This is a genomic window from Streptomyces sp. Y7 (assembly GCF_043195415.1).
Taxonomy (GTDB): Bacteria; Actinomycetota; Actinomycetes; order Streptomycetales; family Streptomycetaceae; genus Streptomyces.
Map to the genome: position 1 here is coordinate 141,592 of NZ_JBIDDQ010000006.1, position 24,210 is coordinate 165,801.

Annotated in this window: 18 protein-coding genes; 9 read left to right on the plus strand and 9 right to left on the minus strand. The window is 71.7% G+C overall.

All coding sequences use genetic code 11. The features are described 5' to 3' along the window. Positions 1–65: 65 nt before the first annotated feature. The 3 genes from ACGFW6_RS18110 to ACGFW6_RS18120 form a co-directional block, all read right to left on the minus strand. Positions 66–257, minus strand: coding sequence for an acyl-CoA carboxylase subunit epsilon (locus ACGFW6_RS18110; protein WP_393510195.1), 192 nt, complete (start codon positions 255–257; stop codon positions 66–68). 46 nt (positions 258–303) lie between these two features. Beyond that, positions 304–1,887 (minus strand): acyl-CoA carboxylase subunit beta, encoded by a 1,584-nt coding sequence (locus ACGFW6_RS18115; RefSeq protein WP_393510198.1) that lies wholly within the window; start codon positions 1,885–1,887, stop codon positions 304–306. 154 nt (positions 1,888–2,041) lie between these two features. Continuing rightward, the gene (locus ACGFW6_RS18120) at positions 2,042–4,363 is read right to left on the minus strand and encodes a polysaccharide lyase 8 family protein (RefSeq protein WP_393510201.1); all 2,322 of its coding nucleotides are present in this window, start codon (positions 4,361–4,363) and stop codon (positions 2,042–2,044) included. A 129-nt stretch (positions 4,364–4,492) separates the two neighbouring features. Here ACGFW6_RS18120 and ACGFW6_RS18125 point away from each other — a divergent pair, with 129 nt between their 5' ends. Continuing rightward, positions 4,493–5,104 (plus strand): YceI family protein, encoded by a 612-nt coding sequence (locus tag ACGFW6_RS18125; RefSeq protein WP_393510204.1) that lies wholly within the window; start codon positions 4,493–4,495, stop codon positions 5,102–5,104. 37 nt (positions 5,105–5,141) lie between these two features. Here the strand turns inward: ACGFW6_RS18125 and ACGFW6_RS18130 are convergent, their stop codons facing one another. Then, positions 5,142–5,711: a YdeI family protein gene (locus ACGFW6_RS18130; protein WP_393510207.1), complete on the minus strand. Its 570-nt coding sequence runs from the start codon at positions 5,709–5,711 to the stop codon at positions 5,142–5,144. 60 nt (positions 5,712–5,771) lie between these two features. Further along, complete coding sequence (locus ACGFW6_RS18135; RefSeq protein ID WP_393510210.1) at positions 5,772–6,383, minus strand: TetR/AcrR family transcriptional regulator; 612 nt, start codon at positions 6,381–6,383, stop codon at positions 5,772–5,774. A 74-nt stretch (positions 6,384–6,457) separates the two neighbouring features. On the opposite strand from ACGFW6_RS18135, the gene ACGFW6_RS18140 reads away from it, so the two are divergent. The 3 genes from ACGFW6_RS18140 to ACGFW6_RS18150 all read left to right on the plus strand — a co-directional run bounded on the left by ACGFW6_RS18140 (position 6,458) and on the right by ACGFW6_RS18150 (position 9,853). Next, entirely contained in the window at positions 6,458–7,435 is a 978-nt protein-coding gene (locus ACGFW6_RS18140) for a DMT family transporter (RefSeq protein ID WP_393510213.1), read from the plus strand. Positions 7,436–7,546: 111 nt separating this feature from the next. Continuing rightward, on the plus strand, positions 7,547–8,713 hold the full coding sequence (locus ACGFW6_RS18145) for a Cmx/CmrA family chloramphenicol efflux MFS transporter (RefSeq protein WP_393510216.1): 1,167 nt from the start codon (positions 7,547–7,549) through the stop codon (positions 8,711–8,713). Between the two features lie 357 nt (positions 8,714–9,070). Next, entirely contained in the window at positions 9,071–9,853 is a 783-nt protein-coding gene (locus ACGFW6_RS18150) for a S1 family peptidase (protein WP_393510219.1), read from the plus strand. Positions 9,854–9,994: 141 nt separating this feature from the next. Here ACGFW6_RS18150 and ACGFW6_RS18155 read toward each other — a convergent pair whose 3' ends face one another. Next, positions 9,995–11,011, minus strand: coding sequence for a GlxA family transcriptional regulator (locus ACGFW6_RS18155; protein ID WP_393510222.1), 1,017 nt, complete (start codon positions 11,009–11,011; stop codon positions 9,995–9,997). Positions 11,012–11,164: 153 nt separating this feature from the next. Here ACGFW6_RS18155 and ACGFW6_RS18160 point away from each other — a divergent pair, with 153 nt between their 5' ends. The 4 genes from ACGFW6_RS18160 (at position 11,165) to ACGFW6_RS18175 (ending at position 15,142) form a co-directional block, all read left to right on the plus strand. Beyond that, positions 11,165–11,743: a cysteine hydrolase family protein gene (locus ACGFW6_RS18160; protein WP_393510224.1), complete on the plus strand. Its 579-nt coding sequence runs from the start codon at positions 11,165–11,167 to the stop codon at positions 11,741–11,743. A 1-nt stretch (position 11,744) separates the two neighbouring features. After that, on the plus strand, positions 11,745–12,473 hold the full coding sequence (locus ACGFW6_RS18165) for an isochorismatase family protein (RefSeq protein ID WP_393510227.1): 729 nt from the start codon (positions 11,745–11,747) through the stop codon (positions 12,471–12,473). Between the two features lie 183 nt (positions 12,474–12,656). Continuing rightward, positions 12,657–13,802, plus strand: coding sequence for a hypothetical protein (locus ACGFW6_RS18170; protein ID WP_393510230.1), 1,146 nt, complete (start codon positions 12,657–12,659; stop codon positions 13,800–13,802). 107 nt (positions 13,803–13,909) lie between these two features. Next, positions 13,910–15,142 carry an MFS transporter gene (locus tag ACGFW6_RS18175; protein ID WP_393510233.1) on the plus strand — a complete coding sequence of 411 codons (1,233 nt, stop codon included), beginning with the start codon at positions 13,910–13,912 and terminating at the stop codon, positions 15,140–15,142. A 38-nt stretch (positions 15,143–15,180) separates the two neighbouring features. Here ACGFW6_RS18175 and ACGFW6_RS18180 read toward each other — a convergent pair whose 3' ends face one another. Further along, positions 15,181–16,533, minus strand: a complete 1,353-nt coding sequence (locus tag ACGFW6_RS18180; protein ID WP_393510236.1) for a hypothetical protein — start codon at positions 16,531–16,533, stop codon at positions 15,181–15,183. A 104-nt stretch (positions 16,534–16,637) separates the two neighbouring features. Beyond that, positions 16,638–19,664, minus strand: a complete 3,027-nt coding sequence (locus ACGFW6_RS18185; protein ID WP_393510239.1) for a glycoside hydrolase family 3 N-terminal domain-containing protein — start codon at positions 19,662–19,664, stop codon at positions 16,638–16,640. Between the two features lie 238 nt (positions 19,665–19,902). Here ACGFW6_RS18185 and ACGFW6_RS18190 point away from each other — a divergent pair, with 238 nt between their 5' ends. After that, complete coding sequence (locus tag ACGFW6_RS18190) at positions 19,903–21,765, plus strand: lectin (protein ID WP_393510242.1); 1,863 nt, start codon at positions 19,903–19,905, stop codon at positions 21,763–21,765. Between the two features lie 539 nt (positions 21,766–22,304). Here the strand turns inward: ACGFW6_RS18190 and cimA are convergent. Next, positions 22,305–23,909 (minus strand): citramalate synthase, encoded by a 1,605-nt coding sequence (cimA, locus tag ACGFW6_RS18195; protein WP_393510245.1) that lies wholly within the window; start codon positions 23,907–23,909, stop codon positions 22,305–22,307. Between the last annotated feature and the right edge of the window lie 301 nt (positions 23,910–24,210).

Genomic DNA, 24,210 nt, shown 5'->3' on the forward strand with positions numbered 1-24,210 from the left:
CGCTCCGCCCACGTGTACGGCCCCGCTCCCTGAGGGGGAACGGGGCCGTGGCCACACTCAAAGACTCAGCGCCAGCTGTGCGGGGCGCGGAAGCCCGGCTCGCGTTCCAGGCGGCGCCAGCCCGCCTTCGCCCGGCCTCGGTGGGTCGGTGCGGCGGTCGGGCGGGCGGCGGCGCGGGCCAGGAGGATCGCCGTGATGGCGGCGACTTCCTCGGGCTCGGCGTGACCCTTCTCGACGCGGATATCAGGGAGGTTCATGGGTGTCAGTCTCCGTGAGAGAGGTTTCCGCAGCGGTACGGGTGGGTTACTGCGGGGGGTTGCCGTGCTTGCGGGACGGCAGGTCGGCGTGCTTGGTGTGCAGCATCGCCAGGGAGCGGACCAGGACCTCGCGGGTCTCGGTGGGGTCGATCACGTCGTCCACCAGGCCGCGCTCGGCCGCGTAGTAGGGGTGCATGAGCTCGGACTTGTACTCCTTGACCATGCGGGCCCGCATGACCTCGGGGTCCTCGGCCTCGGCGATCTGACGGCGGAAGATGACGTTGGCCGCGCCTTCCGCGCCCATCACGGCGATCTCGTTCGTCGGCCACGCATAGGTGAGGTCCGCACCGATGGACTGGCTGTCCATGACGATGTAGGCACCTCCGTACGCCTTGCGCAGGATCAGCGAGATCCGCGGCACGGTCGCGTTGCAGTAGGCGTAGAGGAGCTTCGCGCCGTGCCGGATGATGCCGCCGTGCTCCTGGTCGACACCGGGAAGGAACCCGGGGACGTCCAGGAAAGTGACGATCGGGATGTTAAAAGCGTCACACATCTGGACAAAGCGCGCAGCTTTTTCCGATGCCTCGATGTCCAGCACACCGGCGAGCGCCTGCGGCTGGTTGGCGACGATGCCGACGACCTGGCCGTCGAGACGGGCCAGCGCGCAGATGATGTTCCGCGCCCAGCGCTCGTGGACCTCCAGGTACTCGCCGTCGTCGACGATCTCCTCGATGACCTTGGCCATGTCGTACGGCCGGTTGCCGTCCGCCGGGACCAGGTCGAGGAGCACCTCGCTGCGGCGGTCGGGGGCGTCCGAGGACTCGACCCGGGGCGGGTTCTCGCGGTTGTTCTGCGGGAGCATCGACAGGAGGTAGCGGACCTCCGCGATGCACGTCTCCTCGTCGTCGTACGCGAAGTGGCAGACGCCGGAGGTCTCGGCGTGCACGTCGGCGCCGCCCAGGCCGTTCTGGGTGATCTCCTCGCCCGTCACCGCCTTGACCACGTCCGGGCCGGTGATGAACATCTGGGAGGTCTCGCGGACCATGAACACGAAGTCCGTGAGGGCCGGCGAGTAGGCCGCGCCGCCCGCGCAGGGGCCGAGCATCACCGAGATCTGCGGGATGACGCCCGACGCCTTGGTGTTGCGCTGGAAGATGCCGCCGTAGCCGGCGAGCGCCGAGACGCCCTCCTGGATACGGGCGCCGGCGCCGTCGTTCAGGGAGACCAGCGGCGCACCGGCCGCGATGGCCATGTCCATGATCTTGTGGATCTTGGTGGCGTGGGCCTCGCCCAGCGCGCCGCCGAAGATCCGGAAGTCGTGCGCGTACACGAAGACCGTGCGGCCCTCGACCGTGCCCCAGCCGGTGATGACACCGTCGGTGAACGGCTTCTTGGCCTCGAGCCCGAATCCCTGGGCCCGGTGCCGGCGCAGCTGCTCGACCTCCCGGAAGGTACCCGGGTCCAGGAGCAGCTCGATGCGCTCCCGGGCGGTCAGCTTGCCCTTGGCGTGCTGCGCCGCGGTCGCCTTCTCGCTCGGGCCGGCCAGCGCCTGCGCACGGATCTCGTGCAGCTCGGCCGTCCGCCCGCGGGCGTCGATCGGCTCACCCGGTGCCTCATCCAAAACGGTCATGTAGCGACCTTACGAAGGACGCGCGCGAAAGCGAGCCGTTGACTCCGTACAGTCTCCGGACCCATTTCCTGGTACCACTGAACAGAACCATGGCCGCATGCAGCCTTTCCGACTGCTCAGAGGGCCTCCGCGTTGTGGGGGTCGCACAAAGCCGTCAGGCGAGAGCCACCTCACATCGATGACTGGCGCATACCACCCCCGGAGTGACACGGAGGCGCAGTCGGCGTCCCGTCCCGAGGATCTCCACCGACTCGTCCGCCCACAGGATCCCTCGCACCGGGTGGTCCCAGACGATCTCCAGCGGCTCGCCGGTGCGCGGTGGCTCGCTCGCGCAGAGCGTAGCGGTACGGCCCCGGCGCCGGAGCAGCACACTGGCGCCGGCGGAGGCGGTGAGCGGACCGGCCGTGCCCCGCTGCCAGAAGTTGGCCGCCGTGAGGCCCAGGGAGGGGACGTGGACCGCCTGGCGGCCGGCGTCGTTGGCCAGGACCGACAGCCACGACCGGTCGGCGGCGCGGGCGGCCACCTCCGCGCGGCGGGCGCCGGGCATGAGCAGGTAGACGTAGGTCGCGTCCGTCGGGTCGGTGCCGTGATCCAGCCACAGGGTCTGCCAGTGGCGGGTGCGGCGCTCGGTCGTGCTGGTGGTGTTGATGTCGGCCCAGGCGCCGGTGCGGGCCTCGCGCAGGGTGCGCAGTTCGCCGTACGGCAGCACCCAGCCGCCGTGGCCCGCCAGGTGGGCCCAGCGGGAGCCGCGGGTGAGGGCCCGGGTGCCGTCCTCCCCCAGGTTGCGGTTGTCGACGACCGTCTCCACGGGCACCCCGTCCGTGCAGGTGATCCCGGCCCCGAGGCAGATCACGGCGTCCGCGGCGCAGAACCACGACTTGCGGGCCTCCAGGGTCGAGCCGAGCCCCTTCAGGTGCTGTCCGATCGCCGCGTACTCGCCGTCCGTCGTGCCGCCGACCCAGCGCACGGCGGGTTTGGGCTCACCCCACTCGCCGCCCGCCCTGTCGGGGAGCCGGCGGGTGGAGACGGTCGTGCCGGGGAGGCGGTACCAGTCGACGGTGGGCCAGTACCAGTCGGTGTACTGGTCGGCCGGGCCGTCGGCCCACCAGGAGAGCATGCCGGCGCCGGTGTGCCAGCCGCGCGGGTTCTCGCCGTTGCCGCACTCGTAGTGGGCGATGCGGTCGCTGGCCATGGCGAGGTGCGCGACGAAGCGGGGGCGGCGGTGCACCGCCCGGTCCATCGCGGCGAAGAGATGGTGGCCGACGGGATCGGAGGCCGCCGGGACCGGTGATCCGGCGACGGCGTGCAGCCGGGCGAGGTCGGCGACGTCGAACTGGGGCGCCGTCAGGATCGGTGTGACGGTGTCCCGTTGGATCCAGCCCTTGACCCGGCCGTACCAGCGCTCGCGTTCCGCCGCGCTCGCGCCGCCGGCGAGCAGCGCGATCGCGGCGATGATGCCCTGCCCGTGGTAGTGGTCGCTGCGCATGACCTGCCGGTCGTCGCTCTTGAGGTAACCCCGGCTGATGGCACGGCCGTTGACGCCGTCCATCACCAGCCCGTCGTGGATGAGGGGCGCGTAGGCCCGTTCGACGCTGTCGAGCACGATCTGGCGGTGCGGGTCGGTCACCTCCCACTCGGATCCGGCGAGCAGCGCGAAGAGCCGGCCGAGGCCGTCGAGGAGGACCTGGCCGTAGGTGCCGGAGTAGGCGACCCAGGTGTGCTGGACGAAGGAGCCGTCGGCGTAGGGGCCGTCGCCCTTGATGACGTGGGGGAAGACCGGGGAGAGCGCGTCCCGGGCGAGCGCGATCTTCGCCGGGGTCCGGCCCAGGATGCCGCGCAGGGCGACGCTGCGGCACAGGTCGACGCGGTTGGCGCCGGTGGAGGTGCCGGAGTAGTCGGTGAGCATCTCGTCGGGGACGAAGTGGTCGACGGCCGCGCAGGCCGCGGCGACGCGGGCGTCGCCGAGGTGGTCGTACAGCGCCGCCGTGATGTCGGTCAGCAGCCGGGGGCTGCCGATCTGCCACTCCCACCAGTTGCCGTAGCGGGTGGTGGAGGGGTTGTAGACGGTGGCGGAGAGGTGGTCGAGGCCGCGCAGGACGTCGGCGAGGAGGTCCGGGTCGGCGGTGGACCCGGTGCCCTGCTGGACGTAGGCCCGGGTCATCGTCCACAGCCGGCTGTAGCTCTGGGTGATGCCGGCGGGCGGGTCGAAGGGATGACCGGGCCACAGGGAGTTCGAGGTGGGGGTCATGGTGGAACGGAAGCCGCGCGCGAGGGTGCCGGTCTCGGCGAGGCGGGAGGCGTACGGCTCCGTCGCCGGGTCGTAGCCGGCGCCGAGGGCGATGTCGAGCCAGCGCCTGCGCAGGGCGTCGTAGGGGTCGGCGTCCGCCGCGCCGGCCGGGGCTCCGGTGGCGTGGGCGAGCGGCGCGGCGAGGGCGGCGGCGTACAGGAAGGCACGGCGCGAGGGGGTCATGTCCATGCCCTATCACGTCACGGCGGGTAACTCCACCGACACACCCCCGAAGATGTTGAACGCTGAACGGAATAGGTCTACGGTGGTCCGCGTTGAGTAGTTCAAGATTCAACATCACCTCCCGAGGAGCACACCATGGGCATCTTCAACCGCAAGGACAACGCCGAGACCACCGCCCCGGCCGCTGCCGCCGCCGTCAGCCCCGACCTGGCCGCGCTGACCGGCGAGTACACGATCGACCCGGCGCACTCCACGATCGGCTTCGTCGCGCGGCACGCCATGGTCACCAACGTCAAGGGCAAGTTCCTCGACTTCAGCGGCGCGCTGCACCTGGACGGCAGCGACCCGTCGGCGTCGACGGCGTCCCTCGACATCAAGATGGAGAGCATCGACACCGGCTCCGCGGACCGTGACGGCCACCTCAAGAGCGCGGACTTCTTCAAGATCGAGGAGTTCCCGACGATGACCTTCCGCTCCACCAAGGCGGAGGCCCTCGGCGGCGACGACTACCGCATCACCGGCGACCTGGAGATCCTCGGCACCACCCGGCCGATCACCATCGACCTGGAGTTCAACGGCGCCGCGAAGGACCCGTTCGGCAACGAGCGCGTCGGTTTCGAGGGCAAGGCGGAGATCCTGCGCTCCGAGTGGGGCCTGACCTGGAACGCCGCGCTGGAGACGGGCGGTGTCCTGGTCTCCGACAAGATCAAGCTGAACTTCGACATCTCGGCGATCCGGAACGCGTGACCCCACGCACTCCTCGAAGCGCCGGTGAGCAGCACGCTCACCGGCGCTTCGCCATGTCCCGCACGATCGCGGAGACCTGGGCCGCCCGGCCGCGCTCGGTCCGGGCCTGCAGCAGGCCGAGCATGACCTGGTAGCGCTCGGTCCTGCCCAGCTTCTCGAAGGCCGCCCCGGCCCGGGGGTGCTCCGCCAGCGCCGCCGCCAGCTCGGCCGGGACCTCGGCCACGGCCTGCGACTCGTAGGCCCCCGCCCACCGGCCGTCCGCCTTCGCCGACTCCACCTCGGCCAGGCCCGCCGGGCGCATCCGGCCCTCCGCGGCGAGTTCCGCCACCCGCCGCACATTCACCATCGACCAGACGCTGCCGGGCCGGCGCGGAGTGATCTTCTGAAGGTAGGCCGACGCGTCGAGGCCCTTGCGCTGCCCCGTGATCCAGCCGTGGCACAGCGCCACGTCGTTCACCTCGGCGGCGGTGACGGAGGGGAGGCCGGAACCCTTCTTGGCGACCTTGATCCAGAGGCCGGGGTGCGGCGCGGGGTGGCCGGCCAGCCAGGCGTCGAGGGCGGCGGCGGACTCGAAGGCGAGCGGCTGGGTGCCGTCGGAGGGGGTCATGGGAGCACGCTAGGCGGGAAAGAGGACAGGTCCTGACCCGATGGGCGACGCGTCGCGGACTCAGGTTCCGCCGGTCACGGCGTCGAGCAGGGCCGCCGCCTCGTCGCGGGCGTGTGCCACGGGATCCGGGAACACGTCCAGGCCGTGGGCGACGAGGGCGCCCTCGTGCAGAAGCATCAGCGTCCGGCCCAGGCGGTCCGGATCGGCTCCGGGGATCTCCCGGGCGAGGCCGGTGAACAGGGCGAGCATCCACTCCTTCTGCCCGGCGATGACCGGGAAGGCCGGGTGGGAGGGGTCGCTGATCTCGGCGTGCGCGTTGACCATGCTGCAGCCCTTGGCGCCGAATCGCGCCGACCATGCGCGGGAGGCGTCGAACACGGCCAGGACGCGGGCCCGCGGTGTCGCGTGCGCCGCGTCGAGGTGGTCGTCCAGGTAGCGCGCGAGGAAGGCCCGCCAGCGCTCGTCGCGGCCGGCCAGGTACTCCACGACGATCCGCTCCTTGGAGCCGAAGCGGTCGTAGAGGGTCTTCTTGGTCACTCCCGCCTCCGCGGCGATGAGATCCACCCCGACGGCATGGATGCCCCGCTCGTAGAACAGCCGCTCGGCGGCCTCCAGAACGCGCCTCGCGGCACGCGTCATCGTCACGCGCTGCGGCTTCTCTGCGGTGCCCATGCCGGAAAGTATACCGATCTGTATACTCAGGAACCGGAGCCAGGTATACCGATCTGTCTACTGGATGTGATCCCGTGAACGCCCTGCTCTCGATCGCGTTCGTCCTGTGCTGGAGCTCCGGTTTCATCGGAGCCAAGCTGGGCGCGGGCAGCGCGTCCGCCGTCACGGTCCTGATGTGGCGGTTCCTGCCGCTCGCCGTGATCCTGCTCGTCGTCGCCGCCACCGCGGGCCGCGCCTCCTGGCGAGGGCTCGCCGCGCGGGAGGTCGTACGGCAGGTCGCGATCGGCGTGCTGTCGCAGAGCGGCTATCTGCTCACCGTCTACTACGCCATCCAGCTCGGCGTCTCCAGCGGCACCACCGCCCTGATCGACGGCGTCCAGCCGCTCGTCGCCGGAGCCCTGGCCGGACCGCTGCTGCACCAGTACGTCTCCCGCCGGCAGTGGCTCGGCCTGTGTCTGGGAGTGGGCGGCGTCGCGCTCGTCACCACGGCCGACGCCATGGCCGCGACCGGTGTCGCCGTGTGGGCCTATCTCGTGCCGTTCCTCGGCATGCTCTCGCTGGTGGCGGCGACGTTCCTGCAGAGCCGCTCGCGCACGCAGGTCGCGCCCGGGGTGGCGCTGACCGTCCACTGCGCCACCAGCGCGGTGCTGTTCTCGGTCCTCGCGCTGGGCACCGGGGCGGCCGCGCCGCCCGCCGAGGCCGGTTTCTGGACGGCGGTCGTCTGGCTCGTCGCCCTGTCCACCTTCGGCGGGTACGGGCTGTACTGGATCATCCTGCGCCGCTCCGGGGTGACCGAGGTGAACGCGCTCATGTTCCTGATGGCTCCGGTCACGGCGGTCTGGGGAGCGCTGATGTTCGGTGAGCCGTTCGGCGCGCAGACCGCCCTCGGCCTGGCCGTCGGGCTGGCGGCGGTGGTCGTCGTGCGGCGCGACGGCCGCGCGGGCCGGCGGAAAACCGGTGGCTCCCCGCCCGGGGATCCGCATAGCCTGCCTCCGTGTCCAGCCCCGAAGCCTCAAGAATCCGGCCACCGGCTCTCCGGTGGCTGCTCGTGATGCCGGCCTGACCAGCGTTCCGCGTTCACCCGCTTCCGGGCTCACTCCGCCACCGGACGGCCGTTCCGACGTGCCGTTTTCGACTTCGACTTCGGGTTGCGGAGATTCTTCATGCCGTTCGCTCTCTTTCTGCTGGGCGTCGCCGTGTTCGCACAGGGGACGTCCGAGTTCATGCTGTCCGGGCTGGTGCCGGACATCGCCCGGGACCTGGGGGTCTCCGTGCCCTCGGCCGGGTCACTCACCTCGGCCTTCGCCGTGGGGATGGTGGCCGGGGCGCCGCTCATGGCCGGGCTCGCGCGGCGCTGGTCGCGGCGGGGCGCGTTGCTGGGGTTCCTGGCGGTGTTCCTCGCCGTCCATGTCGTGGGGGCGGTGACCGACAGCTTCGGGGTGCTGGTCGCCACGCGGGTCGTCGGGGCGCTGGCCAACGCCGGGTTCCTGGCCGTCGCCCTCGTCACGGCCGTCGGGATGGTCGGCCCCGAGGCCACGGGGCGGGCCACGTCCACCCTGCTGGGCGGGGTCACGCTGGCGTGCGTCGCGGGCGTCCCGGCCGGGGCCCTGCTCGGTCAACTCTGGGGCTGGCGTGCGGCGTTCTGGGCCGTCGCGCTGGTGTCGCTGCCCGCCGTGGTGGCCGTGGCCCGGTCGGTACCCGCGGGCACGGCCGGCTCCGAACGCCCTTCGCTGCGCGCTGAACTGCGGTCGCTGCGCAGCCCCCGGCTCCGCCTCACCCTGTTCCTGGGCGCCCTCGTGAACGGGGCGACCTTCTGCACCTTCACCTATCTCGCGCCCCTGGTCACGAACGTGACGGGGCTGGGAGGCGGGTGGGTGCCCGTGGTGCTGGCGCTGTTCGGGGCGGGGTCGTTCGTGGGTGTCGCTCTCGGCGGGCGCCTCGCCGACCGCCGGCCCGGTGCGGTCCTGGCCGGCGGCGGGGGCGCCCTGTGCCTGGGGTGGGCCGCCTTCGCGCTCGGCGCCGGGACCCCGGCCCTGACGCTGGGTCTCGTCCTCGTGCAGGGCGCGCTGTCCTTCGGGGTCGGTTCCACGCTCATCTCACGGGCGCTGTACGCCGCGCCCGACGCCCCCACCCTGGCCGGCGGGTTCGCGACGGCGGCCTTCAACGTCGGCGCGGCGCTGGGCCCTTGGCTCGGCGGTACGGCCATCGGGGCGGGCCTCGGCTACCGGTCGCCGGTGTGGGTGAGTGCCGTGCTGGTCGCGCTGTGCCTGGTGGTGGCAGGGGTCCGCAGGGGCATGACTGTCCCGGCCGAGTGCGGCGGGAATGCGTGACGGCCACAGCCGAGTGCGGCGGGAATGCGTGACGGCCACAGCCGAGTGCGGCGGGAATGCGTGACGGCCACAGCCGAGTGCGGCGGGAATGCGTGACGGCCACGGCCGAGTGCGGCGGGAATGCGTGACGGCCACGGCCGAGTGCGGCGGGGGTGCGTGAGGGCCCCCGCCCGTGCCCGGCCCCCGGTCGGGTGGGGTGGCCGGAATCTGCCCCTTGTGGGGGTGGTCACAGGATTCCCATAATCCAGCAAAGGAATTGACCCGCGCATGTCAGCAGACGCTCACTCCCCCTGCTTGGCATGCTCTCGACATTCCCGTGCTCTCTCGTATGTCCAACCCCCCACGGAAGGCATTACGTTGAAGAAGCTCCTCACCGCGCTCAAGAGATGCGCGGTCCTCGGCGCCGCCGCTCTCGCGATCGTCAGCCTCCAGCCCGTCTCGGCCGCGCAGGCCGCCGACTCCCGTGTCGTCGGCGGAACCCGTGCCACGCAGGGCGAGTTCCCGTTCATGGTCCGGCTCTCCATGGGCTGTGGCGGCGCGCTCTACACCCAGCAGATCGTGCTGACCGCAGCGCACTGTGTGGGCGCGACCGGCGCCAACACCTCCATCACCGCCACCGCGGGCGTCGTGGACCTCCAGTCCACCAGCGGCCGGGTGCAGGTCCGCTCCACGTACGTGTACCGGGCCCCCGGCTACAACGGCGACGGCAAGGACTGGGCGCTGATCAAGCTCGCCCAGCCGATCAACCTGCCGACGCTGAAGATCGCCACGACCACGCAGTACAACACCGGCACCTTCACCGTCGCCGGCTGGGGCGCGGCTCGTGAGGGCGGCGCCCAGCAGCGCTACCTGCTCAAGGCCAACGTGCCGTTCGTCAGCGACGCCCAGTGCCGCTCCTACAGCGGCTACAGCGGCCTCATCGCGAACGAGGAGATCTGCGCCGGTCTGCCCGCGGGCGGCGTCGACACCTGCCAGGGCGACTCCGGCGGCCCGATGTTCCGCCGCGACAGCGCCAACCAGTGGATCCAGGTCGGCATCGTCAGCTGGGGCATAGGCTGCGCCCGCCCCAACGCCCCCGGCGTCTACACGGAGGTCTCCACCTTCGCCTCCGCCATCGCCTCCGCGGCGTCCTCGCTCTGACGCCGCTCAACTGCCGCGGCCTGCCGCCGCGTTCGCCGATCCCGGCGACCCGCTGAGCGTGCGGCGGCCCCCGGCTCACCAGCACGGCGACGGCCCGGTGTCCTCGGACGCCGGGCCGTCGCCGTGCCGCGTGCGGCGCGATCAGGCCGTCTCGGCCGGGCCACGGGCCGGGACCGGGCGGAACCGGGCCCGGTACTCGCTCGGTGTCGTGCCGTGGCGGCGGCGGAACGCCCGGATGAGGGTGTCGACCGTGCCGAACCCGCAGGCGGAGGCGACCCGTTCCAGCGTGTCGTCGGTGGTCTCCAGCAGATTCCCGGCCAGTTCGACCCGGGCCGACTCGATGTAGGCGTGCGGGGTCGTGCCGAGTTCGGTCTTGAAGATCCGGGTGAGCTGCCGGTCGCTGACATGCGCGAACGCGGCCAGGTCCGGGACGGTGAGCCGCCGGTCGATGTGGTTCAGGATGTGGTGCCGCAGCTCCTCCACCCGCCGCGTCGTGGACACCCGCTCCAACGGCACGCTGAACTGCGACTGCCCGCCGGGCCGCTTCAGGTACATCACGAGCTGACGGGCGACGCGTAGCGCGACCTGCTCGCCGAAGTCCTCCGCGACCAGGGCGAGGGACAGGTCCAGACAGGCGCTGATCCCGGCCCCCGTCCACACCTCGCCCTCCTCGCGGATGAAGATCGGGTGCGGGTCGACCCGCACCGCCGGATGGTCGGCGGCGAGCCGCTGCGCGGTCGACCAGTGCGTGGTGGCGCGTTTGCCGTCCAGGAGTCCGGCGGCGGCGAGGATGTGCGCGCCGACGCACACCGACGCCACCCGTCGGGTGCGGGTGGCCAGCGACTTCACCCGGGCCACCGTGCCGGGGTCGGTGACGGGGTGGACGCGGCGTTCGTCGTCCACCTCGACGGATCCCGGCACCAGCAGCGTGTCGATGGCCCGCTCGGCGACCTCGTGGAACGTGGCGTCGGGCAGGATCCGCACACCGGCCGCCGTCGTCACCGGTGCCGCCGTCTCGGCGGCCAGCACGACCTCGTAGCCGGCTCCTCCCGCGGTCTCCCGCGGGACGAGGGAGAACACCTCCGGCGGGCCGGTGACGTCGAGGAGGTCGACGCCCTCGAACAGCACGATCACGATCAACCGGTTCACGGCCCCCACCCTGTAACCCCCTGTTTCCCTCGCGGACGCGGGCGTCGGTTTCTGCAAATAGCACGTCATTGCCGACAGCCCGGTGCGAGCCATAGCGTCGCATACGTGTTCAACAACCTGTTGAACAACTCGTCCGAGTCCCCCAACCCTTGGAGACGACCTGTGGCAAGCAAGACGCTGCGCGAACTCGGCGGTGCCGACGACACCCCGGCGGCCCTCGCGTCCTCGACGCTGATCCTCGTCGACTACCAGAACACCTACACCCGCGGTGCGATGGAGCTCGACGGCTGGCGGCCCGCCCTGGCGGCGGCGTCGGACCTGCTGTCCCGCGCCCGTGCGGCGGGCGCCGAGGTCATCCACGTCCAGCACGACGGCGGCGAGGGTTCGGCGTACGACATCCGCGCGGAGATCGGGGCGATCCACCCCGACGTCGCGCCGGTCGAGGGCGAGCGCGTGGTCGTCAAGCAGGCCCCGGACGCCTTCCACGGCACCGAACTCGGCGAGCTGGTGGACGAGGCCGGGAACGACACCGTGATCGTCGCCGGGTTCATGACCCACATGTGCATCGCCTACACGTCGGCGTCCGCGGCCCTGCGCGGCAACCCGCCCACGGTCCCGGCGGACGCCTGTGCCACCCGGTCGATCGTGGACGTGTCCGCCGACGAGCTGCACCGCAGTGCGCTGGCGGCCATCGCCGACGCGTACGGCGTCGTCGTGGCGTCCGGGAAGGAACTGGCCTGACGTGGCGGAGCAGAGGCAGGACGGCCCGTCCCGCCGCGGGTTGCTGAAGGCGGGCGGCGCGGCCGTCGTCGGCGGTGCCACGGTGTTCGGCGTCACCCGGCTCGGCGACTCCCCCGCGCAGGCGGCGGAGGCGGACACGTCGGGCACGACGACGCTCCGCAGGCTCAACGGCCTCGCCGACAAGCCGGCCTCGCTCGCCTCCGCCACGCTGATCATGGTCGACTACCAGAACACCTACACCCGCGGTGTGATGGAGCTCGACGGCTGGCGGCCCGCCCTGGACGCCGCGGCCGATCTGCTGACCGCGGCCCGGAGGGCGGGCACGACCGTCATCCACGTCGTCAACGACGGCGGGGCGGGCACCCCGTACGACATCCGCCGGCCGATCGGCCGCATCCACGACCGGGTCCGGCCCGCGCAGGGCGAACGGACCGTGGTGAAGAAGGCTCCGAACGCCTTCGTGAACACCGGCCTCGGCGACCTGGTCGACCGGGCGGGCAACCAGCACCTGGTCATCGCCGGGTTCATGACGCACATGTGCGTGACCTTCACCGCGGAGGGCGCGTTCCTGCGCGGGAACAGGCCCACCGTGGTCGCGGACGCCTGCGCCACCCGGCCGCTGCCCTCGGTCGGCGGCGGGCTGTCCGCCGACCAGATCCACCACAGCGCGCTCGCGACGATCGCCGACCTGTACGGCGTCGTCGTTCCCTCCCCCACCGCGCTCACGTAGCAACGCCCGCGGTTCTCCCTCTCCGGCGGCCCCCGCAGCGCCACGCCGTCGGAGAGGGGCGGGCCCTCCTCGCATCGCTCCCCGCGTCCCGGCCGACGGCGGCTCCCGGCGGGTCTGTTCCCCCCACACCACCGCTTCCCCCACGGCGGGAACACCGACGACCGATTCGCTACGGAGCAAGTCATGGCAACACGCCGGAAATTCATCGGTGGCGCGGGCGGGATAAGCGCCGCGACGTTCCTCGGCCACACGGTGGCCCAGGCCGACACAGCATCGGCCCTCGACGCCGCACCGGCCGCGGAGGCGGTGACCGCCCGGAGCGCCGCACGCGACTCCATCCGCGCGGTGAACGCGGCGATGCGCACCAACTACGCGGCCCTCAAGGCCGATCTGGTCAAGAACCTCGGGCCCGTCATCGTGGTGCAGAACGACGCCAAGGGCGGCACGTTCACCCTGGTCCACGAGGGCAAGCGGTACGTCGAACACCCGGTGGCCGAGGAGTTCGAGCTGGCGAAGTCCATCGCCCACGTCCCGCTCGGGATCTACTCCACGCTCGCGGAATACCTCTCGGACAAGGTCCCGAACGTCCCCAACGGCGACCGGATCGACGCCCACGACCTCGACATGGTGGCGATGAAGGGCCCCGGCACCGACGCCTGGACCACGCCACTCCAGACCTTCGCGAACACACTGACCACGGCGAAGAACAGCCTCGCCGCGGCGGGCCTGCCGCAGAACCTGCACAACTCCTGCGCGAAGATCCTCGACGAGGCGCTGACGTTCATCGCCGACTCCGTGCGCGCCCGCGCCTTCGACATCGCCTCGTTCCAGGTCTTCGCGGGCCGCGTGTACCCGTCGATCCGGGTGAACATGCAGTACGCCGCCGAGGCCCAGATCTCCGGAGTGCAGGGCCTGTGCCGGAAATGGCGCGCGCAGATCGGTGAGGCGGCCTGGGCCGACCTCTACACCGTGGTGCTGTCGATCTGGACGACATCGGTGCTGAACCAGGCCGAGATCATCATCAAGCCGATGATGAACCAGAAGAAGGTGAACACCCATCTGATCGACATCCCCACGGCGCAGTTGCCGTCGGACCCGATCGGGGTGGCGCTGGACAACCTCGCGCGGATCGTGCAGGACAACATCGCCGCGGAGCTGGTGTTCGTCTCCGACACCAAGGTCGCCGACGCCCTCAAGGGCAAGGAGGACCTGCTGTCCGACGAGATCCTGAAGCAGCTCGGGTCGCCCGCCTCCCCCGGGGCGACCGGCGTGGCGTTCCGCACCGCCGGCCGGGCGGCGTGTCCGGTCGAGCACGGCATGCGCGTCTGACCGACGCCCACGCGGCGCCCGAAGCACACCACGCACCACCACAAAGCCCGGCGGCCCTCTCCTGGACGGAGGAGGGGGCCGCCGTCGCGTCCACGGGGGAAACACACGTGACAAGCAGACTGTGGCTCATCACCGGTCTGATACTGCTGGCCGTCAATCTCCGCGCGGCGATCACCGGGACCTCGCCGCTCCTGGGGCAGGTGCAACAGGCCCTGGCGCTCTCCGGCACCCAGGTCGGTGTGCTGGCCACCTTGCCGGTGCTGTGCCTGGGCGCCTTCGCCTGGCTCGCGCCCCGGCTGGCCCGTCGCCTGGGCACGCGGGCCGCCGTGTGCGCGGCCGCCTGGGTGCTGGCGCTGGGCGCCGCCGTGCGGGCGCTGCCGTGGCCCGCGGCGCTCTTCGCCGGGACGGTGCTGTCCGGGGCCGGCATCGCCGTCGGCAACGTGCTGCTGCCCGCGATCATCAAGGACTTCTTCGCCCGGCAGATCGGTCTGTTCACCGGGCTCACCATGACCGTGATGGCCCTCTCCGGCGCCCTCGCCGCCGCGGTGGCGGTGCCGCTGGCCGCGGGGACCGGATGGCAGTGCGCCCTGGCGCTGTGGGCGGTCCCCGCGGTGCTGGCCGCCGCCGTCTGGGGGCTGCCGGCCGCTTCCGCGGCGGACGGCGGGCACCGCGGTGCCCGGCCCCCGGCACCGCCGGCACGGGGGGCCGCGCACGGGTCCTTACTGCGCCACCCACTGGCCTGGTGGGTGTCGGCGTTCCTGGGGCTCGTGTCGCTGATGTTCTACTCGCTGGTGGCGTGGCTGCCGCAGATCATGCGGGCGAGCGGCTACCCGCCCGCGCAGGCCGGGCTGATGATGTCGGTGATGCTGACCATCGGTGTCCCGCTCGGGTTCCTCGTCCCCCTGGCCGCCGCCCGGATGCGGGGCCAGCGGCTCCTGGTGGTCGCCGTGACGGCGGCGAAGCTGCTCTCCCTCACCGGTCTGCTGCTGGTCCCCGCGCTCGGCTGGGCGTGGGTGTGCCTGCTCGGTGCCGCGACCGGCAGCGCCTTTCCGCTCGCGATGACCCTGCTCGGGCTGCGGGCGGACGGACCGCGGGTCGCCGCCGAGCTCTCGGGCATGGCACAGACGGTCGGCTATCTGCTGGCCGGCCTCGGTCCGCTGGCCCTGGGGGTCCTCCACGACATGTCCGGCGGCTGGCGTGTGCCCCTCGTCGTCCTGATCGCCCTGGTCGTTCCCGAGGCGGCGGCGGGACTCCTGGCCGCCCGGCCCGGGCAGATACGCCCCGGCAGGCGCGGCGGCGACCCCGCGCGGCGCACCGCCTCCGCGGGCGCTCTCGTGTAGCGGACCGGAGCGGGAGGGCGCGGGCGGACGGCAGGTCCTCAGAAGCCTCCGCCGAAGTCGCCGCCGCCACCGAAGTCCCCGCCCCCGAATCCTCCGCCGTCGAAACCGCCGAAGTCTCCGCTGTCGAAGTCGGCTCCGGAGACGTCGCCGCCCTCGTAACCACCGCCGTAGCCGTAGCCCGCGCCGTAGTCGGCCGCGTAGGACGGGGTCGCCATCAGGGAGCCGAGCAGCGTGCCGACGAGCAGGCCGGGCAGGAGGCCGCCGCCGAAGTAGCCGCCGGCCCAGGGGCCGTAGGCGGGGCCCGCCTCCCAGTACGGGCGGCGGCCCTGGTCGGTGTCGACCTCGCGGACCACGGGGTCGCGGCCCTCGGACAGCCGGGTGCGGTCGGCCGCGCAGACCGGGACCTCGCGGCTGGTGCCGCCGGGCGGGGTCCAGGTCTCGTCGGCCACCGACGGGCCGTGCCGCGGGTCGAAGAAGCAGGGCGGCCGGCGTTGCGGCAGCGGCCGGCGCTCCCGGCGGGCGGCCAGCTGGGTGAGGGAGAACCGGCCGTCGTCCAGGGCCTGCGTGACCGCCTTGACGTCCTCCGGTTTCCGGGCGGAGTCCATCAGCCGTTTCGCCTGGTCGTAGGAGTCCAGGGCCCGCTCGTAGTCGGCGCGCATCGCGTCGTCGGCGCCGGGCTCCGCCGGGTGGAAGTCCAGACGGTCCAGTTCCTCGCCGAACGCGGTGATGTCCTCGTCGACCACGACCCGCAGCTTGTCCAGCGCCGCGCGCTGCTCCGCCTCGTGGCGCCGCCGGTTGCGCCGGACCAGCGCGTAGGCGCCCGCGCCACCCGCCGCCACCACCGCGCCGAAGGCGATCAGGCCGCTGACGTCCACGCCCGGGCCGCCCCCGCCGTCGCTCCAGCTCGCCGGAGCCGTGCCGCGGACGTTGCGCAGCGCCGAGTCGACGAAGTCGTTCAGCTGAGCCTTGGGGTCACCGGCGGACTGCACCGAGGCGACCAGGTTGTCCACGGACTGCCGGGACATCACCGAGGCGTCGGCCGCCGCGTCGAAGCGGTCGCCGACGCGGACGCCGTACAGGCCCGTGATGCCGGTCTCCGTGCGGAGGTTCAGCAGCAGGTTCCGGGTCGGCTGGTCGGCCGGGAGGACGGCGACGAAGACCGGTTTGTCGGCGTCCTCGATCTTGTCGGCAAGAGCCTCGGCGTCCGCCGACGACAGCTGGTCCGAGGCGGCGGGGTCCACGTACACGGGGCCGTCGCGCAGCGCCTCGGCGACCTTCGAAAGGTCCGTGGCCGCATGTGCGCCGGGCGCGCCTGCCGTGAGCACCGCGAGCGCGGCGGCGACCGGCACGATCAGCGAGCGCATGAGGCCCCGGAAGAGCGGAGTCCTCATACCTCGACGCTACCTGATGAAGCGGGCAAAGGCGCCGGTCCCGGTGGCTGGAACCCACCGGGACCGGCGGCCGTACGGCATCCCGCCGCGTGCCGTACGGCGGCTCAGGCCGCGCGGTACGCCGCGCTCAGCCTCTCCACCGCCGCCCCGTACCGGCCGGTCAGCAGCAGATGGTCGGCGTCGGCGAAGGGCTTCGCCACCGCCTCGGTGATGCCCGCGCCCGCGGCCCGCTGCTGGACGATCAGCCGGGCCCTGGTGACCAGCGCACGCCCCACCGCCCCGGCGCCCGCCTTCTCGGCGGCCCGGGCCGCGATGCCGAGCGCCTTGAGGGTCGCGGCACCGCCTTCGGGCACCTTGGTCAGCGTGGTCAGGCCCCAGCCGTAGGGGAAGCGCGGGTCGTACGCGGCGTCGCCGACGTTGATCGGCAGCTGCGTCTCGCTCTTCGGCCACGTCACGGGGAGCTGTCCGCTGAAGGGCCGCTTGCCGAAGAGGACGTCCGCGACGCCGTCGCCCTCGGTGCCGGGCAGCCAGGAGGCGACCAGGGCGTCGATCCCGGCCAGCTGCTCGACCTCCAGGAGCTGCGGCCGGCCGGAGACGATCAGCACCGCGCACTTCATCGCGCCGCACACCTTGTCCACGGCGGCCCGGTCGGCGGCGCTCAGCCGGAGGTCGTGGCCGTTGCCGACGTCCCCGACACCCTCGGCGTACGGGGTCTCGCCGACGACGACCACACCGACGTCGTGGCCGGTCAGAGGTGCGGAGGCGTCCTTGGAGTACGTCAGCTCCGTGGCGTTCCTCCGCATCGCCTCCAGGATCGTCGTGCCGGGCGTGATGTCCCCGGACGAGCCCTGCCAGGTGATCGTCCAGCCGCCGCTCTGGTTGCCGATGTCGTCGGCGTTGGACCCGGCGACGTAGACCTTCTGGGACTTCCTCAGGGGCAGGACGCCGCCGGTGTTCTTCAGCAGCACCTGCGACTCGGCCACCGCCTGGCGCGCGACCGACCGGTGCGCGGCGGAGCCGATCTGGCGCGCGCCGGTCGTGTCGGCGTACGGCTGCTCGAAGAGCCCCAGCCGGAACTTCTGGGTGAGGATGCGGGAGACGGCGTCGTCGATCCGCGCCTCGCTGATCCGTCCGGCCTCGACCTCCTTCACGAGCGTGGTGTGGAAGTCCCGGAAGGCGTACGGGGCCATGACCATGTCCAGGCCGGCGTTGACCGACGTACGGATGTCGGAGGCGTAGTCGCCGGGGATCTGGTCGATGCCGTTCCAGTCGCTGATGACGAAGCCGTCGAAGCCCATGCGGTCCTTGAGCACGCCGTTGATCATGTCCGCGCGGGCGTGCATCTTGACCGGGCCCTGTCCGTCACCGACGAGGTCGAGCGAGGAGTAGGACGGCATGACCGTGCCGACCCCGCGGTCGACGGCCGTTCGGTACGGCGCCAGGTGCACGGCCTCCAGTTGCTGCCGGGTGACCTTGGTGACGCCCTGGTCGATGGTGTAGGTGCCGTTGGTGGAGGAGCCGTACGCGGTGCCGCCGTCGCCGACGAAGTGCTTGGCGGTGGCGAGGACCTTGTCGTGGTCCTTCAGGTCCGTGCCGTTCGCGGCGCCCTGGAGGCCCTGGATGATCGTCTCCATGGAGTCGACGAGGGCCGGGTCCTCGCCGAAGGACTCGTACGCCCGTCCCCAGCGGTCGTCCCGGGTCACGCACAGGCAGGGCGCGAAGTCCCACGGGATGCCGGTGGCGCGGGTCTCGGCGGCCGTCACGGCGCCCGCCCGGCGGGCGAGGTCCGGGTCGCGGGTCGCGCCGAGGCCGACGTTGTGCGGCATGATCGTCGCGCCGGCCAGGTTGTTGTGGCCGTGCACCGCGTCCACGCCGTAGATCAGCGGGATCTGGAAGCGAGTGGCCCGCGCGCGCAGCTGGAAGCCGTCGATCATCCGGGCCCAGGCCGCGGCGGTGTTGGGAGTCGGCGTCGAACCGCCGCCGGACAGGATCGAGCCGAGGTCGTACGCGGCGACGTCACCCGCGTTCGTCAGGGCGCCGCGCTCGGCCTGGGTCATCTGACCGGCCTTCTCCGCCAGGGACATCCGGGCGAGGAGATCGGCGACGCGCTCGCTCACCGGCAACCTGCTGTTCAGATACGGCAGTCCGTGCGCGTCGAGGACGACCTGCGGGGTATCGGCCGGGGCCTTCGCGCCGGTGACCGCCAGCTTCAGCGGGACCGTCTCGGCGGGCTCGGCGGAGGTGTCCTTCAGGGTGGGGACGCGGACGACGCGCGAGGTGCCGGAGACGGTGCCGGCGGGGAAGGTGACGGTGCCGCTGACGGGTGTGTAGTCCTTCCCGGCGTCCGCGGTGCCGCCCGCGGTCTCGTAGGCGACGGTCACGGGCTCTTCGAGCGGGGCGGATCCGGTGGTGGCGACCGAGATCCGCACGGCGGCCGTGCCGCCCTCCCGCACCGGGTACACCGCGGCGTCGGTGAGCACGGAGGCGCGCAGGGCGGGATCCGCCTTCCCGTACAACTCGACGCCGTCCATGGCGAATTCGCCCTTGGTGCCGGCGGGCAGGGTGACGGAGTAGCCCCAGCTCTCGGTGAGGCCGAGGATGTGGTCGATGCCGCCGACGGGCTGGTAGTCCGTGCGATAGGTGAACGCGGTGAAGGGCAGCTCGATCTGTTTCCAGCCGCTGAAGTCGTCGGTGAAGGAGGTCGTCCACAGCTCGCTGGCCTCGCCGTCGGCGCCGCCGTCCTTGAGCTCGAAGGCGATCTTCCTGCCGTTGTCCTGGCCGTCCCACCACAGCCGGATGCCCTGGTGGGCGGACCAGTCGTGAGCGGGCTCGGCGAAGGCGAAGTCATGGGTGAAGCCGCCGTAGCCGCTGATGTCGTAGCTGCCGCCGAGGACCTTCTCGCCCTCGGGGGCGTCGTCGCGGGCGGTCAGGCTCAGGGTGGGCGGGTCGTCGGTGTCGCTCCCCCAGGTGAAGAGGCCCTCGGCGGGCGGGCGCGCGAAGGGGACCTCGCCCTCGAAGCGGTCCACGGGGACCGGGGCGGGGTCGTCGGCGCCGGACGCGGGGGCCGCGGCGGTGAGCGGGAGCAGGGTGGTGAAGAGCGCGGCGGAGACGAGCAGGGCGGTTCTTCGCATGGAACGTCCCTCGACTCTCATGGTCCACTTATGACTTACCTCACGCCTTGAGTTAACTGGGGGTGCAGTTTGGCGTCAAGACTTCACGTCAGAACCGGTGCAACCCCAAGTCCTGGCCGGATCACAGGCGTTGTCCCTTCATCTCATGAACGCGCGACCTCTTGACGCGTACACGAAGCCGTCCTTTACTCACGCCTCGCATGCCCCCCAACCCCCACCTGAAGAAGGGCTGCGCTCCATGAGGAGATCCACTCGGACGCTCGGGCTGCTTGTCGCCGGGCTCCTCACCACGGCCGGTTTCTCGGCGGCCACGCCCGCGCAGGCCGCGGGCGAGCAGGTCACCGCCTGGCTCACCACCACGGACGACTCCGGCGGCCGCCATGTGGTCCGCGGGCTCCAGCAGCAGACACCGTTCGCCTTCCAGGCGGGCTCCGGCGGCGGTGGCGAGAACATCACCGTCGACGAGAACACCCGCTACCAGAGCTTCACCGGCGGCGGCGCGTCCTTCACGGACACCGCGGCCTGGCTGATGGACGGCAGCGGTGCGCTGTCGCAGGCCACCCGGGACGAGACGATGCGCAAGCTGTTCTCTCCCACGGAGGGCATCGGACTGTCGTTCCTGCGCAATCCGATGGGCGGGTCCGACCTCGCCCGGTTCGGCTACACCTACGACGACGTGCCGGCCGGGCAGACCGACCCGGACCTGTCCGAGTTCTCGATCGCACACGACCTCCAGGACGTCGTGCCGCTGACCAGGCAGGCGCGTCAGCTCAACCCGCAGCTCACCGTGATGGCCTCGCCGTGGACGGCCCCTGCCTGGATGAAGGACAACGGGCAGCTCAACGGCGGCTGGCTGAAGGCCGAGTACTACGGCGCGTACGCCTCGTACTTCGTGAAGTACGCGCAGGCCTACCAGGCCCAGGGCATTCCGATCGCATACGTCACCGCGCAGAACGAGCCGACGTGCTGTTCGGGGTACCCCTCGATGAGCTGGAACGCGAGCGGGCTCGCGTACTTCACCAAGAACGAGCTGCTGCCCAAGCTCCAGGCGGCCGGGCTGTCCACCAAGGTGCTCGCGCACGACTGGAACTGGGACACCTACGACGCCTACGCCGCGCAGACGGTCGACGACGCGGCGGTGCGCAGCCATCCGAACTTCGGCGGGATCGCCTGGCACGGCTACGGCGGTGACGTGGCCAAGCAGACGCAGGTGCACAACCAGTACCCGCAGCTGGACGCGTTCGGAACCGAGCACTCGGGCGGTACCTGGATCGCCAACCAGCAGCGCGAGGACATGATGAACATCATCGACTACACCCGGAACTGGGCGAAGTCGGTGACGAAGTGGTCGCTGGCGGTGGACCAGAACCGGGGGCCGCACAACGGTGGCTGCGGGACCTGCGACGGGTTCATCACCGTGCACAACGGTGACTCTCGGCACGGGCAGGTCGACTACACGATCGAGTACTACACGATGGGCCATCTGACGAAGTTCGTGAAGCCGGGTGCGCAGCGGATCGCGTCGACGGCGTCCTCGTCGGTGCCGAACGTCGCGTGGCGCAATCCTGATGGTTCGAAGGCGCTGATCGCCTACAACGACGCGTCGAGCGCGAAGACCGTGACGATCAACTGGGGTTCGCAGCACGCCACTTACTCGTTGCCGGGCAAGACGTCGGCGACGTTCACGTGGGCGGGCGCACAGACCGAGGGGCCGTCGCAGTCGGGGGCGTTCGTGGGGCTCGCGGGCAAGTGCCTCGATGTGGCGGGGGGTTCGTCCGCCAACGGGACGGCCGTGCAGCTGTACGACTGCAACGGCTCGAGCGCGCAGCGGTGGACCGTGCAGTCCGACGGGTCGGTGCGTGCGCTCGGCAAGTGCCTGGACGTCACGTCCGGCTCCACGGCGGACGGGGCGAAGGTCCAGTTGTACGACTGCAACGGCTCGGGTGCGCAGCAGTGGTCGTACAACGCGTCGACCGGGGATGTGGTCAACCGGGCCGCGAACAGGTGCCTGGACGTGACGGACAACTCCTCTGCGAACGGGGCCCGTGCGCAGATCTGGAGCTGCACGGGGGCCGCGAACCAGAAGTGGCGCTTGCAGTAGGAGCAGTGGGAGCAGTAGGAGGAACACACGTCCCTGCCGGCCTGCGGCCTGCCTGTGCGGGTTCGGTGGGGGTGCGTGTAGCGCCTGCGGGGTGGTGGGTGGGTCGGGGGCGCGCCGGGGGGTGTCCGTCCTCGGTCGGGCGGTTGCTGTCTTTCCAAGGGTGCTCTGCGTTGACGCCCGCCGCTGCGGGCGGACACCCCCCGGCCCGCCCCCTCCTCGCCGTCGGCGCCTGCAACCCCCTGCTTTTCAGGGGCGCGGGGAACTGCGCGAACGGTGGCAAGGGCGCCGGTCGCCTCTGGGCGCGGGCCGGCCGCAACGCCCTTCTTTTCTTTCAGGGGCGCGGGGAACTGCGCGAACGGTGGTGAGGGCGGCGGTCACGGCTTGGCGCAGGTGCACTGCAACCCCCTTCTTTTCAGGGGCGCGGGGAACTGCGCGGGCGGTGGTGACGGCCGCGGTCGCGGCTTGGCGCAGGCCGGCTGCGGCGCCCCGCCTTCAGGGGCGCGCGAAACGGGTCCGCGGCCGTCGGGTGGGCTGGGTTCCTACTCGGCCGGTGTCACCCCTGCCCGCAGGAGGCCGTAGGTGTACGCGTCCTCCAGAGCCTGCCACGACGCGGCGATGACGTTCTCGGCGACACCGACCGTCGACCACTCCCCCGCACCGTCGGACGTGGAGATCAGCACGCGGGTCGTGGACTGGGTCCCGTGCACACCCTCCAGGATGCGGACCTTGTAGTCGACGAGGTCCAGCTTGGCGAGCTGGGGGTAGATCTTTTCGAGGGCGACGCGGAGCGCGCGGTCGAGGGCGTTGACCGGGCCGTTGCCCTCGGCCGTGGCGACGATGCGCTCGCCCTTGGCGAAGAGCTTCACCGTGGCCTCGTTGGCGTGGCTGCCGTCGGGCCGGTCCTCGACGATCGCTCGCCAGGACTCGACCTGGAAGTAGCTGAGGGACTTGCCCTCGACCTCGGCGCGCAGGAGCAGTTCGAAGCTCGCGTCGGCCGCCTCGTAGGTGTAGCCCTTGAGCTCGCGCTCCTTCACACGCTCCACCACCCGGCCGACCAGCGCGCGGTCGCCGCCGAGGTCGATGCCGAGCTCCTTGCCCTTGAGCTCGACGGAGGCCCGGCCGGCCATGTCGGAGACCAGCATCCGCATGGTGTTGCCGACCTGCTCGGGGTCGATGTGCTGGTACAGGTCCGGGTCGACCTTGATCGCGGAGGCGTGCAGACCGGCCTTGTGCGCGAACGCGGAGACACCGACGTAGGGCTGGTGGGTGGAGGGGGTGAGGTTGACGACCTCCGCGATGGCGTGGCTGATGCGCGTCATTTCGCGCAGGTGGCCGTCGGGGAGGACCTTCTTGCCGTACTTCAGTTCCAGGGCGGCGACCACCGGGAAGAGGTTGGCGTTGCCGACTCGCTCGCCGTAGCCGTTGGCCGTGCACTGGACGTGGGTCGCGCCCGCGTCGACCGCGGCGAGGGTGTTGGCGACCGCGCAGCCGGTGTCGTCCTGGGCGTGGATGCCGAGCCGGGCGCCGGTGTCGGCGAGGACGGTGGAGACGACCGCCTGGACCTGGGCGGGGAGCATGCCGCCGTTGGTGTCACAGAGGATCACGACGTCGGCTCCGGCCTCGGAGGCGGTGCGTACGACGGCTTTCGCGTACTCGGGGTTGGCGCGGTAGCCGTCGAAGAAGTGCTCGCAGTCGACGAAGACGCGGCGGCCCTGCGAGCTCAGGTAGGACACCGTGTCGCGGACCATGTCCAGGTTCTCGTCCAGGGTGGTGCGCAGGGCCAGCTCGACGTGCCGGTCGTGGGACTTCGCGACGAGGGTGATCACCGGGGCGCCCGAGGCCAGGAGCGCGTTGACCTGCGGGTCCTCGGACGCCTTGGCGCCCGCGCGGCGGGTCGCGCCGAAGGCGACCAGCTGGGCGTGCTGGAAGTCGATCTCCTGCTGGGCGCGCGCGAAGAACTCGGTGTCGCGCGGGTTGGCGCCGGGCCAGCCGCCCTCGATGAAGCCCACACCGAACTCGTCCAGGTGCCGTGCGATGGCCAGCTTGTCCGCGACGGTGAGGTTGATGCCCTCCCGCTGCGCGCCGTCGCGCAGGGTGGTGTCGAAGACGTGGAACGAATCGTCGAGCTCGCTGGTTGCGGTCATGGTGTCAAGGCTCCTGCTGTTGGATCCCGTTGGATCGCGGTCTTTACCGGAATGACCGGCTCCACCGTCCTCCTATGATCCCTCGCGCTTTGCTCCCGGCTGGGGGTGGGCCAGAAAAGCGAAAAACCCCTCGCGGGTGCGAGAGGTCTGCGCGCGGGTCGAGGACGACGGTGTCCACCCGTACCTGGTCGTACGTGGTGGTCACTGCGGACCGGCGCGCCTGCTGCCAATAATCATGGCGAACGAGAGCACGGGGGCAGTCTGGCACAGACCGCCCCCGGGCTCACCGTCCGTCTCAGGA

What these genes read in the sequence shown, in the direction of transcription:
- ACGFW6_RS18110 (WP_393510195.1), bottom strand. Translation starts at nt 257, where the DNA reads ATGAACCTCCCTGATATCCGCGTCGAGAAGGGTCACGCCGAGCCCGAG.
- ACGFW6_RS18115 (WP_393510198.1), bottom strand. Translation starts at nt 1,887, where the DNA reads ATGACCGTTTTGGATGAGGCACCGGGTGAGCCGATCGACGCCCGCGGG.
- ACGFW6_RS18120 (WP_393510201.1), bottom strand. Translation starts at nt 4,363, where the DNA reads ATGGACATGACCCCCTCGCGCCGTGCCTTCCTGTACGCCGCCGCCCTC.
- ACGFW6_RS18125 (WP_393510204.1), top strand. Translation starts at nt 4,493, where the DNA reads ATGGGCATCTTCAACCGCAAGGACAACGCCGAGACCACCGCCCCGGCC.
- ACGFW6_RS18130 (WP_393510207.1), bottom strand. Translation starts at nt 5,711, where the DNA reads ATGACCCCCTCCGACGGCACCCAGCCGCTCGCCTTCGAGTCCGCCGCC.
- ACGFW6_RS18135 (WP_393510210.1), bottom strand. Translation starts at nt 6,383, where the DNA reads ATGGGCACCGCAGAGAAGCCGCAGCGCGTGACGATGACGCGTGCCGCG.
- ACGFW6_RS18145 (WP_393510216.1), top strand. Translation starts at nt 7,547, where the DNA reads ATGCCGTTCGCTCTCTTTCTGCTGGGCGTCGCCGTGTTCGCACAGGGG.
- ACGFW6_RS18170 (WP_393510230.1), top strand. Translation starts at nt 12,657, where the DNA reads ATGGCAACACGCCGGAAATTCATCGGTGGCGCGGGCGGGATAAGCGCC.
- ACGFW6_RS18180 (WP_393510236.1), bottom strand. Translation starts at nt 16,533, where the DNA reads ATGAGGACTCCGCTCTTCCGGGGCCTCATGCGCTCGCTGATCGTGCCG.
- ACGFW6_RS18185 (WP_393510239.1), bottom strand. Translation starts at nt 19,664, where the DNA reads ATGCGAAGAACCGCCCTGCTCGTCTCCGCCGCGCTCTTCACCACCCTG.
- ACGFW6_RS18190 (WP_393510242.1), top strand. Translation starts at nt 19,903, where the DNA reads ATGAGGAGATCCACTCGGACGCTCGGGCTGCTTGTCGCCGGGCTCCTC.
- cimA (WP_393510245.1), bottom strand. Translation starts at nt 23,909, where the DNA reads ATGACCGCAACCAGCGAGCTCGACGATTCGTTCCACGTCTTCGACACC.